The 13,679-nt window shown below is 72.4% G+C and carries 11 protein-coding genes; 3 read left to right on the top strand and 8 right to left on the bottom strand.

Features of this window, described 5'->3' with window-relative positions:
• Positions 1-117 precede the first annotated feature (117 nt).
• Positions 118-1,347, top strand: a complete 1,230-nt coding sequence (locus ACFPZJ_RS11640) for a trypsin-like serine peptidase (RefSeq protein ID WP_381020255.1) — start codon at positions 118-120, stop codon at positions 1,345-1,347.
• A gap of 144 nt (positions 1,348-1,491) precedes the next feature.
• Here ACFPZJ_RS11640 and hflX read toward each other — a convergent pair whose 3' ends face one another.
• The 6 genes from hflX to miaA all read right to left on the bottom strand — a co-directional run bounded on the left by hflX (position 1,492) and on the right by miaA (position 9,918).
• Entirely contained in the window at positions 1,492-2,991 is a 1,500-nt protein-coding gene (gene hflX / locus ACFPZJ_RS11635) for a GTPase HflX (protein ID WP_381020253.1), read from the bottom strand.
• Between the two features lie 368 nt (positions 2,992-3,359).
• Positions 3,360-4,892: a M1 family metallopeptidase gene (locus ACFPZJ_RS11630; RefSeq protein ID WP_381020251.1), complete on the bottom strand. Its 1,533-nt coding sequence runs from the start codon at positions 4,890-4,892 to the stop codon at positions 3,360-3,362.
• Positions 4,893-4,994: 102 nt separating this feature from the next.
• Positions 4,995-7,166 (bottom strand): RelA/SpoT family protein, encoded by a 2,172-nt coding sequence (locus ACFPZJ_RS11625; protein WP_381020249.1) that lies wholly within the window; start codon positions 7,164-7,166, stop codon positions 4,995-4,997.
• 283 nt (positions 7,167-7,449) lie between these two features.
• A complete protein-coding gene (dapF, locus tag ACFPZJ_RS11620) occupies positions 7,450-8,328 on the bottom strand; it encodes a diaminopimelate epimerase (protein ID WP_381020248.1) in 879 nt (292 codons plus the stop codon).
• 42 nt (positions 8,329-8,370) lie between these two features.
• A complete protein-coding gene (locus ACFPZJ_RS11615) occupies positions 8,371-8,871 on the bottom strand; it encodes a hypothetical protein (RefSeq protein WP_381021276.1) in 501 nt (166 codons plus the stop codon).
• A gap of 108 nt (positions 8,872-8,979) precedes the next feature.
• A complete protein-coding gene (gene miaA, locus ACFPZJ_RS11610) occupies positions 8,980-9,918 on the bottom strand; it encodes a tRNA (adenosine(37)-N6)-dimethylallyltransferase MiaA (RefSeq protein ID WP_381020246.1) in 939 nt (312 codons plus the stop codon).
• 181 nt (positions 9,919-10,099) lie between these two features.
• On the opposite strand from miaA, the gene ACFPZJ_RS11605 reads away from it, so the two are divergent.
• Complete coding sequence (locus ACFPZJ_RS11605) at positions 10,100-10,378, top strand: hypothetical protein (RefSeq protein WP_381020244.1); 279 nt, start codon at positions 10,100-10,102, stop codon at positions 10,376-10,378.
• A 25-nt stretch (positions 10,379-10,403) separates the two neighbouring features.
• On the top strand, positions 10,404-10,673 hold the full coding sequence (locus ACFPZJ_RS11600; RefSeq protein ID WP_381020243.1) for an antitoxin: 270 nt from the start codon (positions 10,404-10,406) through the stop codon (positions 10,671-10,673).
• 599 nt (positions 10,674-11,272) lie between these two features.
• Here ACFPZJ_RS11600 and ACFPZJ_RS11595 read toward each other — a convergent pair.
• Both ACFPZJ_RS11595 and miaB read right to left on the bottom strand, forming a co-directional pair.
• Positions 11,273-11,986 carry a class III extradiol dioxygenase subunit B-like domain-containing protein gene (locus ACFPZJ_RS11595; RefSeq protein ID WP_381020241.1) on the bottom strand — a complete coding sequence of 238 codons (714 nt, stop codon included), beginning with the start codon at positions 11,984-11,986 and terminating at the stop codon, positions 11,273-11,275.
• 119 nt (positions 11,987-12,105) lie between these two features.
• Positions 12,106-13,626 carry a tRNA (N6-isopentenyl adenosine(37)-C2)-methylthiotransferase MiaB gene (gene miaB, locus ACFPZJ_RS11590; protein WP_381020239.1) on the bottom strand — a complete coding sequence of 507 codons (1,521 nt, stop codon included), beginning with the start codon at positions 13,624-13,626 and terminating at the stop codon, positions 12,106-12,108.
• Positions 13,627-13,679 lie beyond the last annotated feature (53 nt).

Below are 13,679 nucleotides of genomic sequence, written 5' to 3'. Positions count from 1 at the left end.
GCATAGTGTGTGGTGCCGTCCCGGACCACGCCGTGAGGTCGACCCGAACTCCGCGTGGGAGCAGGGCGCGAGCACGGCTGAGGCACCAAGTACGTTCACACCAGGGGGAGTCAGATCATGCGATCCATACGGCCGTCGTCCACCGCTCGCCGAAGGAGGACGCCGCGCCGCAGCACCTCCCCCGTGCTGACCGCCGTGGCCCTCGCCTCGGCGCTCGCGCTCACCGCCACCGCCTGCCAGTCGGGTGACGCCGCGGCGGGCGGAGAGGCCTCGGCGTCCGCAACCGCCGGCTCCGACGACGGCAAGCTGAGGATCCCGGACGACATCAGGGACCGGCTCAAGGAGCACGGGATCGACATCGACAAGTGGAAGAACGGCGCCTGGAAGAACTGGGACAGGGACGACTGGCTGCGCGAGGCCAACGAGTTCATCAACCCCATCATCGAGGGCCTGTGGGACCCGGACCGCATGCGGGAGGCCGAGGAACCGGACGACCAGGGTGTCGACGACAGCGACCTCTCCGGTGACCAGGGTGTGACCGACCCGGAGCCGCGGCCGGTCCAGGCGCAGGCCGTGCCGCCGTCGTACCACGCCAACGCCCCCACGGCGGGCAAGGTGTTCTTCGACTCCCCCGAGGGCACGATGGTGTGCTCGGCGACGGTCGTGCAGGACCCGGCGCATCCCGGCAAGTCCAACCTGGTGTGGACGGCGGGGCACTGTGTGCACGCGGGCAAGAAGGGCGGCTGGTACCGCAACATCGCGTTCGTGCCGTCGTACAACGACAAGGGCATGTCCAGCGCGCAACTCCAGGACGCCGCGCGTGAGGAGGTCGCTCCCTACGGTGTCTGGTGGGGCGACTGGGCGCAGACCTCCGACCAGTGGATCGAGCAGGGCGGCGCGACGGGCGGCGACGGCGCCTCGTACGACTTCGCCGTCATCCACGTGACGCCGGAGGAGGGCAGCGGCGGCAAGTCGCTGGAGGAGACGGTCGGTTCGGCGCTCCCGGTGGACTTCAAGGCCCCGGCCGTGCCGCAGGTCAAGAGCGTGACCGCGATCGGCTACCCCGCCGCGCCGCCGTACGACGGCCAGACGCTGTACCGGTGCCAGGACCGGCCGGGACGGCTGTCGCTCAGCGCTTCCGACCCGACGATGTATCGCATCGGCTGCTCCATGACCGCCGGTTCGTCCGGCGGCGGCTGGGTCGCGACCGGCTCGGACGGCAAGCCGGCGCTCGTCTCCAACACCTCGATCGGCCCGGTGACGTCGGGCTGGCTGGCGGGCCCGCGGCTCGGCGCGGAGGCCAAGGGCGTGTACGACGGCGTCAGCGAGAAGTTCGCCGACCGGTGACGATCGGGCGCACCCTGGCAGCCGGCTGAGCCGAAGCCGGAAGGACGGCGGCCGGTGATTCCGACAAGCTGGAGGCCCGCTCCCTCGCGGTCAGCGGGGAGCGGGCCTTCCGGCTGTGGGCGTCAGACGACGGGAGCCGGAGCGTCAGACAGCGGGAACCGGCGCCGGAGCGTACCGCGTGAGCTCCGCGGCCAGCTCCTCGTGCACCCGCACCTTGAGCAGGGTGCCCTCCGCGGTGTGTTCCTCGGAGATCACCTCGCCCTCGTCGTGGGCGCGGGCGACCAGCTTGCCGTGGGTGTACGGCACGAGCGCCTCGATCTCGACCGACGGCCTCGGCAGCTCGTTGTCGATGAGCGAGAGCAGCTTGTCGATGCCCTTGCCGGTACGGGCCGACACCGCGATCGAGTGCTTCTCGACCCGCAGGAGCCGCTGAAGGGTCAGCGGGTCGGCCAGATCGGCCTTGTTGATCACGACGATCTCGGGTACGTCGGTGGCGCCGACGTCCCTGATCACCTCGCGCACGGCGGCCAGCTGCTCCTCCGGGTTCGGGTGCGAACCGTCCACCACGTGCAGGATCAGGTCGGACTCGCCGACCTCCTCCATCGTGGAGCGGAACGCCTCGACCAGGTGGTGCGGCAGATGGCGCACGAAACCGACCGTGTCGGCCAGCGTGTACAGCCGCCCGCTCGGCGTCTCGGCCCGGCGCACGGTCGGGTCGAGGGTCGCGAACAGGGCGTTCTCCACCAGCACGCCCGCGCCCGTGAGGCGGTTGAGCAGCGAGGACTTGCCGGCGTTGGTGTAGCCCGCGATGGCGACCGAGGGCACCTTGTGGCGCTTGCGCTCCTGGCGCTTGATGTCGCGGCCGGTCTTCATCTCCGCGATCTCCCGGCGCATCTTCGCCATCTTCTCGCGGATCCGGCGCCGGTCCGTCTCGATCTTGGTCTCACCGGGACCACGGGTGGCGAGACCGCCGCCCTTGCCGCCGCCCATCTGCCGGGACAGCGACTGACCCCAGCCTCGCAACCTCGGCAGCATGTACTGCATCTGCGCGAGCGCGACCTGCGCCTTGCCCTCCCGGGACTTGGCGTGCTGGGCGAAGATGTCCAGGATCAGGGCCGTACGGTCGACGACCTTGACCTTGACGACGTCTTCGAGGTGGATGAGCTGGCCCGGGCTGAGCTCACCGTCGCAGATGACGGTGTCCGCGCCCGTCTCGAGGACGATGTCGCGCAGCTCCTCGGCCTTGCCGGAGCCGATGTACGTCGCCGCGTCGGGCTTGTCGCGGCGCTGGATCACGCCGTCGAGGACGAGGGCGCCGGCCGTCTCCGCGAGGGCGGCGAGCTCCGCGAGAGAGTTCTCCGCGTCCTGCACGGTTCCCGAGGTCCACACGCCGACGAGCACGACGCGCTCCAGGCGGAGCTGGCGGTACTCGACCTCGGTGACGTCCTCGAGCTCGGTGGAGAGGCCCACGACGCGGCGCAGAGCCGCGCGCTCGGAGCGGTCGAACTGGTCGCCGTCCCGCTCTCCGTCGATCTCGTGGCTCCAGGCGACGTCCTCTTCCATCAGGGCATCGGCCCGAAGGCCCTCGGGATAGGTGTACGCGAGGCGCTTGGTGTCCTGGGAAGGGGAAGAAGAGGAGGTCATTGGGTCCTTACGTCGATGGGAAACCGTCTGCGGCGACGGAGCGGAGCTTCGGATGCCTCGGCGAGCCTCGGCCGGTTCGGAGTGAATCCGTCACTGCTCACAACGCACGAGTACCCCGGGAGATTCCCGCGTCCCGTGCGCGCCGACCTCACGATGGTCGCACGGCACGCCCCGTCTCGTCACCGTGTTATCACGCGCCCGGCTCCCCCGGACGCGCCCGCCCCCCGGACTCACCCCGTCCCGGACACGGCCGCCAACCGGACGCCTCCCGCCCTCCCCGGCGTCCCCCGAGCACCCGCCCTCCCCAGACGTCCCCCCGCTCCGACCCAGCCGCCTGACCGCACGCCCCACCACCCCCTTGCCCCCGACTAACCCGACACGCCCGCCCCCCTCACCAGCGCGCCCCGCTTCATCGCTGCGGTGTCCTTCCCCCCTCGGGCCGCCTTCCAGCCCGCGTGACCGGGCATCGGCGGGGTCTTCTCGCCGTACAGCCACGCCTGGAGGAAGCCACCCAGGTCACGCCCGGCGACCTCGGAGGCGAGCCGGACGAAGTCACCGGTCGTGGCCGTGCCGTCCCGGTGGCGGTCCACCCAGAACCGCTCCAGGCGCTCGAAGGCAGGGCGGCCGATCTCCTGGCGCAGGGCGTACAGCACGAGCGCGGCGCCGTCGTAGACGTTCGGCCGGAAGATGCCGATCTTCTGCCCGGGCTTCGGAGCCTTGGGCGCCGCGGGCGGCCCGCCGGACGCCCGCCAGCGGTCGGAGGCGCCGTACGCGGCCTTCATGCGCGCCTCCAGCGACTTGCCCGCCTTCTCCTCCGCGTACAGGGCCTCGTACCAGGTGGCGTGCCCTTCGTTGAGCCACAGGTCGGACCAGGCACGGGGGCTGACGCTGTCGCCGAACCACTGGTGGGCCAGCTCGTGCACCATGATCGACTCGACGTACCACTTGGGGTAGGAGGACCCGGTGAAGAGTCCCCGCTCGAAGAGGGCCAGGGTCTGCGTCTCGAGTTCGAAGCCGGTGGTGGCGTCGGCCACGAGCAGGCCGTACGTCTCGAAGGGGTAGGCGCCGACCTTGCTCTCCATCCAGGCGATCTGGTCGGGGGTCTTCTGCAGCCACGGTTCGAGGGCGGCGCGGTGTTCGGTCGGCACGACGTCCCGGACGGGCAGGCCGCGCGGGCCGGTGCGGTGCAGGACCGTGGAGCGGCCGATGGAGACCTGCGCGAGTTCGGTGGCCATGGGGTGCCGGGTCCGGTACGTCCAGGTCGTCGTCCCGCCGGACCTGTCCACGTCGGTGGGCAGGCCGTTGGCGACGGCCGTGTGGTCGTCGGGCGCGGTGACCCGGATGGTGAAGAGCGCCTTGTCGGAGGGGTGGTCGTTGCACGGGAACACCAGATGGGCGGCGTCGGCCTGGTTGGCCATGGCGAGACCGTCGGCGGTGCGCACCCAGCCGCCCTCCCGGCCCTTCGGAGAGGCGGGGTCGCTGGTGTGCCACACGGTGATCCGCATCCAGTTGCCCCGGGAGACCGGCTCCTCGGGCGTGATCACGAGGTCCTCGCCGGCGTCGGCGAACGCGGCGGGCCGGCCGTCGACCTGGACGGAGTGGACCGTGCCGTGGGCGAAGTCGAGGTTGACGCGGTCCAGGTCGGCGGTCGTCCAGGCGTCGATCGTGGTGACGGCCTGGAGGGGCTCGGTGTTGGCGCCCGGGTAGCGGAAGGCGAGGTCGTACGCGGCCACGTCGTATCCGGGGTTGCCCAGGTACGGGAAGAGGCGGTCGCCGACCCCGAGCGGGACCGCGGGGGCTCCGGCGGCCACCAGGCAGAGGGAGACGGCGGAGGCCAGCAGCGCCGCGGCCGTACGACGGCGGAGGCGGGGGCCCTGGGAGCGGAGCGGAGTGCGCGGCATGCACCACGGCTACCAGCGCGCGCGTGCGCCGCGGCGGCGACGCGCGACCGGCCCACCCGAACCGGGGAACGTCGCCTGCGCCGGGTGCCGAGGGGACGCCGGCTACGAGCGTGACTGCGCCTGCGCGTGGGCGCGGCTCACGTCGTACACGCCGGCCACGTTGCGCATCGCCCGCATGAGGACGGGCAGGTGGGCGGCGTCCGGCAGCTGGACGGTGTACGTGTGGCGTACGCGCTGCTGCGTGGGGGGTTCCACGGTCGCGGAGACGATCTCGGCGCCTTCGCCGGCCATCGCCTCGGTGAGGTCGGCGAGCAGATGGGGACGAACGAACGATTCGGCGACCAACGTGACCCGGCACTCGGTGGTGTCGCCCCAGCGCACGACGGTCTCCGCGCGCCCCGCGCTCCGCATGCGCGCCACCGCCGCGCACCCGACACGGTGCACGGTCACCACTCCGCCGCGCACGACGAAGCCGGTGACCTCGTCGGGCGGTACGGGCGTGCAGCAGCCGGCGAGCCGTACGGTCGCGCCGGGCCGGTCGACGAGGACACTGGCGGCGCGGCCGTCGGCGGACCCCTCGACGCTCGGGCCGGCGGCCGGGCCCTCAGTGCCGGAGCCCTGACCGGCGGGCCCGTCCGCGCCGGGCCGGAAGGCCGTCACGGGTTCCTCGGGCACGGGCGAGCCGTCCTGCGCCGGGTGGGTGGCCAGCCAGCGCTGGATGGCGATCCGGGCGGCGGGCGTGTGGGCGTGCTCCAGCCACTCCCTGGAGGGCCCGGAGGCCGGGTCCTGGCCCATGAGGAGCTGGACGGTGTCGCCGTCCCTCAGGACGGTGCTCAGGGTCGCCAGACGGCCGTTGACGCGGGCGCCGATGCACGCGTGCGCGTCCTCGCCGTACTGCGCGTAGGCGGCGTCCACGCAGGTCGCCCCCTCGGGCAGGCCCAGCGTGCCGCCGTCGGGCCGGAAGACGGTGATCTCGCGGTCCTGGGCGAGGTCCTCGCGCAGGGTGGACCAGAAGGTGTCCGGGTCGGGTGCGGCCCGCTGCCAGTCGAGGAGCCGGGAGAGCCAGCCGGGCCGGGTGGGGTCGACGCGTTCGCCGTCGGCCGGGTCGTCGGGCGCGGGCGCGTACGGGTTGCCGAGGGCGACGACACCGGCCTCGGCGACCTTGTGCATCTGGTGCGTGCGGACGAGGACCTCGACGACCTGTCCGTCCTCGCGCGCGACGGCGGTGTGCAGCGACTGGTAGAGGTTGAACTTCGGTACGGCGATGAAGTCCTTGAACTCCGAGACGACCGGCGTCATACAGGTGTGCAGTTCGCCCAGGACGGCGTAACAGTCGGCGTCCTCGTTGACGAGCACCAGCAGGCGCCCGAAGTCGGCGCCGCGCAGCCGGCCGCGTTTGCGGGAGACGCGGTGCACGGAGACGAAGTGGCGGGGCCGGATGAGGACCTCGGCCGGGATGCCGGCCTCCTTCAGGACTTTGCGCGTCTCGTCGGCGACCTCGGCGAGCGGGTCGTCCGCGCGGGAGGCGTTATCGACGATCAACGCCCTGGTGCGCTCGTACTCCTCCGGGTGCAGGATCGCGAAGACGAGGTCTTCCAGCTCGGTCTTGAGGGCCTGTACGCCGAGCCTTTCGGCGAGCGGGATGAGGACGTCACGGGTCACCTTGGCGATGCGCTCCTGTTTCTCGGGGCGCATCACGCCGAGGGTGCGCATGTTGTGCAGCCGGTCGGCGAGTTTGATCGACATCACCCGCACGTCGTTGCCGGTGGCGACGAGCATCTTGCGGAAGGTCTCGGGCTCGGCGGCGGCGCCGTAGTCGACCTTCTCCAACTTGGTGACGCCGTCGACGAGATAGCGGACCTCCTCGCCGAACTGCTCCCCCACCTGATCGAGGGTCACCTCGGTGTCCTCGACGGTGTCGTGGAGCAGGGAGGCCGTCAAGGTGGTGGTCTCGGCGCCGAGTTCGGCGAGGATCAGGGTCACGGCGAGCGGGTGCGTGATGTACGGCTCGCCGCTCTTGCGCATCTGGCCGCGGTGCGAGGACTCGGCCAGGACGTAGGCGCGGCGCAGGGGTTCCAGGTCGGCGTCGGGGTGGTGGGCACGGTGGGCCTCGACGACATGGCTGATGGCGTCGGGCAGCCGGTCGCGGGCGGCGGGCCCGAGCAGCGCGGCCCGGCCCAGGCGGCGCAGGTCGAGGCGTGACCGGGCCTTCCTGCGTGGCGCGGTGGGCACTACCGGGCCTGGGCTCGCAGGGTTCGTGGCATCCGCGCTCATGGGCACCTCCGGCTGCGTGGACCGGCGGACGGGGTGCCCCAGGGCGTACGGAGGCACCGGGGATGGCGACCGGATCCCCCGTCCGGGCCGGTGCTTGATGCTATCGAGCCCAGCACGCGCGCCTGACCGCCTCTCGCCGAGCGTGAAACGGATCACCCATTCGAGCGAAGGCCTGCGGGGTGACGTTTCTGCACCGCGAGGCGCGCGGCGAGAAGCGGTTTCCGGCCACCTGGCGTGAAGCAGCCGGTAACGCACCCTGAACGAACCGGGTACCGTGCCGGTGTCAGGCCCTCCGGCGGACGGCGTCCTCCAGCCACTCAGCGTCGATCTCGCCCTCGGCGACGATCACCGCGGGGCCGGTCATCTCGATCTCGCCGTCGGGGCGCTCGGTGATCACGAGTGTTCCGCCGGGGACGTCCACGGTGTACGTCGCCGGGGTGCCCGAGACCGCCGGGTCGATGCCGTCGCGGCGGGCGGTGGCCACAGCGACCGCGCACGCGCCCGTGCCGCAGGAGCGGGTCTCGCCGGCGCCGCGCTCGTGCACGCGCATCGCCACGTGCCGCGGACCGCGGTCGACCACGAACTCGACGTTCACACCGTCCGGGTAGGCGGCGGCCGGGCTGAACGGCGGCGGGGAGTGCAGGTCGCCGGCGTGCCCGAGGTCGTCGACGAAGGCCACCGCGTGCGGGTTGCCCATGTTCACGTTCCGCGCGGGCCAGCTGCGCTCGCCGACGCTCACCGTGACGTCCCCCTCGGGCAGCAGCGCGCGGCCCATGCCGACGGTGACGTCACCGTCCTTCGCCAGGTGCACGGTCTTCACGCCGCCGCGCGTGGCCACCGCGAGGTCCCCCTCGGCGACGTGTCCGGCGCGCTGGAGGTACCGCGCGAACACCCGCACGCCGTTGCCGCACATCTCCGCGACGGAGCCGTCGCCGTTGCGGTAGTCCATGAACCACTCCGCGTCGGCCGCCATGTGCCGGGCCTCCGGGTGCGCCGCGGACCGCACCACGTGCAGCAGTCCGTCACCGCCGATGCCGGCGCGGCGGTCGCACAGGGCGGCGACGGCGGCCGGGGGCAGGTCGATGACGTTGTCGGGGTCCGGGACGATCACGAAGTCGTTCTCGGTGCCGTGCCCCTTGAGGAAGGCGATCCGCGTGCTCATTCCTCGATCGTACGGGGTGGGTACGACAGACCGACGTGGGCGTCAGCCACGCAGCCGGGCGACTCTCCACACCGCCAGGACGACCACCGCGGCGACCACCACGACGTACGCGGCCACGACCCGCCAGTCGAGTCTGCGCCCGGAACCCCGGGCCGGCAGGCCCGGCCAGGTGTAGCCGACGCGGCGGGCGGCCATCATGCCCCAGCCGGCCGCGCACGAGCAGATCAGCAGTCCCAGCATGGCGATCACGGCCCCGCTGTCGCCGAAGTCGAAGGCGAGCGGGAAGGCGAACATCAGGGAGCCGACCGCGGCCAGGCCCACGATGGGCGCGAGCTGCCAGAGCCGCAGCCTGCGCTGTGGACGCAGCTCGACCTCGACCTCGCCGCCCAGCATCTCGTCGGGCTCGGGGCCGTCGTCGGTCACGCCGCCCTGCGTCTCGTCGGGCCCGTCGGAGCTGAGACGGCCCGCCTCCTGCTCCGGTTCGCTCCGGTCGACGGGAACGGGTTCGGTGCTCTGTGCGGTGTCGCGAGGGCCGGCCTCCATCGCCACGCGCCCTCCCAACTAGGACTCCACTTGGTCGATCGAAGCTCGATGATGGCACGGCACGACAGGGCTCGATGACGGCCTGGACGTCCCGATGCCATGACGTGATCAGGCTGTAACCGGTCGTTCGACCAAGGACAGCGCGACCTGCGGAAGTTCCGTGAGGTCCGCCGCGGCCCCACTCAACCAGTGCACCCGCGGATCGCGCCTGAACCACGAATCCTGACGGCGCGCGAAGCGTTTGGTGGCACGTACGGTCTCGGCCCGGGCCTCCTCCAGCGTGCACTCCCCGGCGAGCGCCGCGAGCACCTGCTGGTATCCCAGCGCGCGCGAGGCCGTACGCCCCTCGCGCAACCCCTGCGCCTCCAGTGCGCGCACCTCGTCGACCAGGCCGGCCTCCCACATCCGGTCCACCCGGCGCGTGATGCGCTCGTCCAGCTCGGGGCGGGCGACGTCGACGCCGATCTGGAGGGTGTCGTAGACGGAGTCGTGGCCGGGGAGGTTGGCGGTGAAGGGCTTGCCGGTGATCTCGATGACCTCCAGGGCCCGGACGATGCGGCGGCCGTTGCTCGGCAGGATGGCGCGCGCCGCCTCCGGGTCGGCGGCGGCCAGGCGGGCGTGCAGGGCGCCGGAGCCGCGCAGCGCCAGCTCCTCCTCCAGGCGGGTCCGGACCTCGGGATCGGTGCCGGGGAACTCCAGGTTGTCGACGGCCCCGCGCACGTACAGGCCGGAGCCGCCGACCAGGATCGGCCAGCGGCCCTCGGCGAGCAGCGCGTCGATCCGCCGCCGGGCGAGGCGCTGGTACTCGGCGACGGACGCCGTGACCGTCACGTCCCAGATGTCCAGCAGGTGGTGGGGGACGCCACCGCGCTCCTCGGGCGTCAGCTTGGCGGTGCCGATGTCCATCCCTCGGTAGAGCTGCATGGAGTCGGCGTTGACGACCTCGCCGCCGAGCTGTTGGGCCAGGAAAACGCCCAGATCCGACTTTCCGGCCGCGGTCGGTCCGACGACGGCGATGACGCGGGGGGCGGGGGGTGCACTGCTCACCGACACAGTCTCGCAAACCTCGCACCGTGACCTCGAACGAGTTACGTGACGGTGCGGGCGCGAGGTCGTTGCCCGTTGCGAGGTTCCTGCCGCCGGATCACAGAGGCGGTGGCCCGGCCGGCGCAAACGGACGCACCGGGCGACGCGGGATTTCGCCCGCACGAGTAACGTTGGAGTGGATATGGGCGTTTTTGCACGGCTTCTTCGGAGGTCGAAGGCCACGGGGGAGGCACCGGCCACCGAGGCCGCGGCCGAGACTTCGGCAACCGGGCCCGCGGCGGAGGAGAAGTCCGAGGCGGCTGAGGCGAAGGGGTCCTCCTCCGAGGCGGCGGGGACGACGGGGACGGAGCCGACGGCGGATTCCGCCCAGGGCACCGGCACCGAGGGAGTCGAGATCCCCAGGCAGCAGTCCACCGAGGAGGCGGCCGACAACGAGGCCGGCGAGGGCGCCCGCGCGTAACCCGCCTCGCGAGGGAAGGTGAACCATGGGTCTCCTGGACAACGTGAAGGCCAAGCTGGGCCCGGCCAAGGCCAAGGTCTCCGACCTGGCGCTGCGGCACGAGGACAGGATCCAGCACGGCCTGGACAGGGCTGCCCAGGTCGTCGACAAGAGGACCAAGGGCAAGTACAGCGACAGGATCCAGAAGGGCACGGGCAGGGCCAAGGGGGCCATGGACCGACTCGCGCACAAGGGCGACACCGGACCGGAGACGGGCGGCACCACACCGCCGGCCGCGCCACCGCCCACTTCCTGAACGGCGCATCGACGGACGGCCGCGGAGCACGAGGGCTCCCGGCCGTCCGCCGTATCCGGCATCGGTACGGCCCGCAGTGTCGCCGCGGTGCGGCCCGCCCCGGCGGCTCGGCTCGCCTCCTCCTGCGGTTCCGCTCGCCCCGTCGCCACGGTGCGGCGCCCGTCTCCGCGGTGGGGCACGCCTCTGCCTGCGATTCCCCTCGCCCCGTCGCCGGGGGCGGTTCGACGCGGCCCCGCGGTTCCGCACGCCTCCGCCCGCGATTCGGCCCACCCGTCGCTACGGTGCGGTTCGACGCGGCCCCGCGGTTCGGCACACCTTCCTCCGCGATTCGGCCCGTCCGTCGCTACGGTGCGGTTCGACGCGCCCCCGCGGTTCGGCACACCTTCCTCCGCGATTCGGCCCGTCCGTCGCTACGGTGCGGTTCGACGCGCCCCCGCGGTTCGGCACACCTTCCTCCGCGATTCGGCCCGTCCGTCGCTACGGTGCGGCTCGCCCCCGCCTGCGATTCGGCCCACCCGTCGCTACGGTGTGGCTCGCCCCGACGCTGCGGTTCCCGCTCGCCCGTCCCGGCGAATCGGCCCGCCCGTCAGCGCCGGTTCCTACGACCAGGCCGCCACGACGTACCCCACGCCGTACGGCGCGTCCTCGTACAGCAGTGCCCCGTCGAGGGGCGTGCTGCCGGCGGCGCCCGCGAGGACCTGCCACGGAGCCCGGCCCGACACCTTGAGCTCCCGTGCCAGCTCGGTGTCCAGCGCCTCCAGCGCGGTCACGTCCGCCGTGCCCAGCGCACGCGCCACCTGTGCGTCGAAGTATTCCGCCCGCTCGTCTAGGTACCCCGGTGCCTTGAGCGAGCGGCACGCGCTGGCGTCACCCATCACCAGCAGTGCCACCCGCTCGGGCCGCCCGCCGATCTCCCTGCCGATCTGGATGCACCGCTCGGGCGCGAGAGGTCCCCCCACGGCGAGCCCCTCGATCGGGGCGTCGGCCCACCCGGTCCGCTCCAGCAGCCACGCCGCCACGGCGAGGGAGTACGGCAGCCGCCGCTCGCCTCCCGTGTCGTTGCCCGCGCCCAGGCGCACGTCCACGTCCACGCCGAAACCGCGGAACGATCCCCGCGCGCCCTCCGGGTACTGTTCGGGCCCGGCGCTGTCCGCGGGTCCCACGACCACGAGCCGGTCGGGCCGGGCGGCGGCGAGCACGCCGAGCGCGTCCGTGCACGCGGTGCGCGCCGCGTCCAGCTCGGGTGCGGCGCCCGCGGCGACCTCCGGGACCAGCAGGGGCGGGCAGGGGCAGACTGCGGCGGCGACAAGCATGATCGGCAGCGTAACCCGGAGGTGACGTCCTCGATGGAGCGGCCCGCGTCGCCTCGTCGCCGTGGACCGGGTGGGAGAGCTGGTGCAGCGGGCGGTCGCCCCCGTGGCGCGGCAGGACCTCAGTCGCAGCCGCAGCCGCTTCCCGTGGCGACCGGCAGCTGCTGTGGCACCCCGATCTTGGGAAGGCCGAGCATGACGCCGGCCGGCTTGGCGGCCTTCTCGGCGTTGCGCTTCTCCCAGGCGTCGCCCGCGCGCGTGCGGCGCACGTGCAGCACGGGGCCCTCGGCGAGGAGGTGGTGCGGGGCGGCGTAGGTGACCTCGACGGTGACCACGTCGCCGGGGCGGATCTCCTGCTCCGGCTTGGTGAAGTGCACCAGGCGGTTGTCGGGGGCGCGGCCGGACAGGCGGTGGGTGGTGCCGTCCTTGCGGCCCTCGCCCTCGGCGACCATCAGCTCCAGGGAGCGGCCGACCTGCTTCTTGTTCTCCTCCCAGGAGATCTCCTCCTGGAGGGCGACCAGACGCTCGTAGCGCTCCTGGACGACCTTCTTGGGGATCTGGCCGTCCATCTCGGCGGCCGGGGTGCCCGGGCGCTTGGAGTACTGGAAGGTGAACGCCTGGGCGAACCGCGCCTCGCGCACCACGTGCAGCGTCTGCTCGAAGTCCTCCTCGGTCTCGCCGGGGAAGCCCACGATGATGTCGGTGGTGATGGCCGCGTGCGGGATGGCCTCGCGCACCTTGCGGATGATGTTCAGGTACCGCTCCTGGCGGTAGGAGCGGCGCATCGCCTTGAGGACGGTGTCCGAACCGGACTGCAGCGGCATGTGCAGCTGCGGCATCACGTTCGGCGTCTCGGCCATGGCGGCGATGACGTCGTCGGTGAAGTCGCGCGGGTGCGGGGAGGTGAAGCGCACCCGCTCCAGACCGTCGATCGTCCCGCAGGCGCGCAGCAGTTTGCTGAAGGCCTCGCGGTCGCCGATGTCGGAGCCGTAGGCGTTGACGTTCTGGCCGAGCAGGGTGATCTCGGAGACGCCCTCGCCGACCAGGGCCTCGATCTCGGCCAGGATGTCGCCGGGCCGGCGGTCCTTCTCCTTGCCGCGCAGCGCGGGGACGATGCAGAAGGTGCAGGTGTTGTTGCAGCCGACGGAGATGGAGACCCAGGCCGCGTAGGCACTCTCGCGCCGGGTCGGCAGCGTGGAGGGGAACGCCTCCAGCGACTCGGCGATCTCGACCTGCGCCTCCTCCTGCACGCGCGCGCGTTCCAGCAGGACGGGCAGCTTGCCGATGTTGTGCGTGCCGAAGACGACGTCCACCCAGGGCGCCCGCTTCACGATGGTGTCGCGGTCCTTCTGCGCCAGACAGCCGCCGACCGCGATCTGCATCCCGGGCCGCCTGGCCTTCTTCGGGGCGAGGTGGCCGAGGTTGCCGTACAGCTTGTTGTCGGCGTTCTCGCGGACCGCGCAGGTGTTGAAGACGACGACGTCCGCGTCGCCGTCGGAGCCCTCGGGGGCGCGCACATAGCCCGCGTCCTCCAGCAGCCCGGCCAATCGCTCGGAGTCGTGGACGTTCATCTGGCACCCGTAGGTGCGTACCTCGTATGTGCGCGTGCCGCCCACTGACTGGCTCCGGTCGATGCTGCTCATGGGACAAGGGTAGGCGGTCGGCGGATGTGGCTCGGGCCACCTGTGGATATCGG

The sequence above is a fragment of the Streptomyces bullii genome, from assembly GCF_042657145.1.
Taxonomy (GTDB): Bacteria; Actinomycetota; Actinomycetes; order Streptomycetales; family Streptomycetaceae; genus Streptomyces; species Streptomyces bullii.
This window is presented reverse-complemented; position numbering and strand designations above follow the sequence as displayed.

Bases quoted from the DNA above. Each gene is read 5' to 3' on its own strand.
- ACFPZJ_RS11640 (WP_381020255.1), top strand. From the start codon at position 118: ATGCGATCCATACGGCCGTCGTCCACCGCTCGCCGAAGGAGGACGCCG.
- hflX (WP_381020253.1), bottom strand. From the start codon at position 2,991: ATGACCTCCTCTTCTTCCCCTTCCCAGGACACCAAGCGCCTCGCGTAC.
- ACFPZJ_RS11630 (WP_381020251.1), bottom strand. From the start codon at position 4,892: ATGCCGCGCACTCCGCTCCGCTCCCAGGGCCCCCGCCTCCGCCGTCGT.
- ACFPZJ_RS11625 (WP_381020249.1), bottom strand. From the start codon at position 7,166: ATGAGCGCGGATGCCACGAACCCTGCGAGCCCAGGCCCGGTAGTGCCC.
- dapF (WP_381020248.1), bottom strand. From the start codon at position 8,328: ATGAGCACGCGGATCGCCTTCCTCAAGGGGCACGGCACCGAGAACGAC.
- ACFPZJ_RS11615 (WP_381021276.1), bottom strand. From the start codon at position 8,871: ATGGAGGCCGGCCCTCGCGACACCGCACAGAGCACCGAACCCGTTCCC.
- ACFPZJ_RS11605 (WP_381020244.1), top strand. From the start codon at position 10,100: ATGGGCGTTTTTGCACGGCTTCTTCGGAGGTCGAAGGCCACGGGGGAG.
- ACFPZJ_RS11600 (WP_381020243.1), top strand. From the start codon at position 10,404: ATGGGTCTCCTGGACAACGTGAAGGCCAAGCTGGGCCCGGCCAAGGCC.
- ACFPZJ_RS11595 (WP_381020241.1), bottom strand. From the start codon at position 11,986: ATGCTTGTCGCCGCCGCAGTCTGCCCCTGCCCGCCCCTGCTGGTCCCG.
- miaB (WP_381020239.1), bottom strand. From the start codon at position 13,626: ATGAGCAGCATCGACCGGAGCCAGTCAGTGGGCGGCACGCGCACATAC.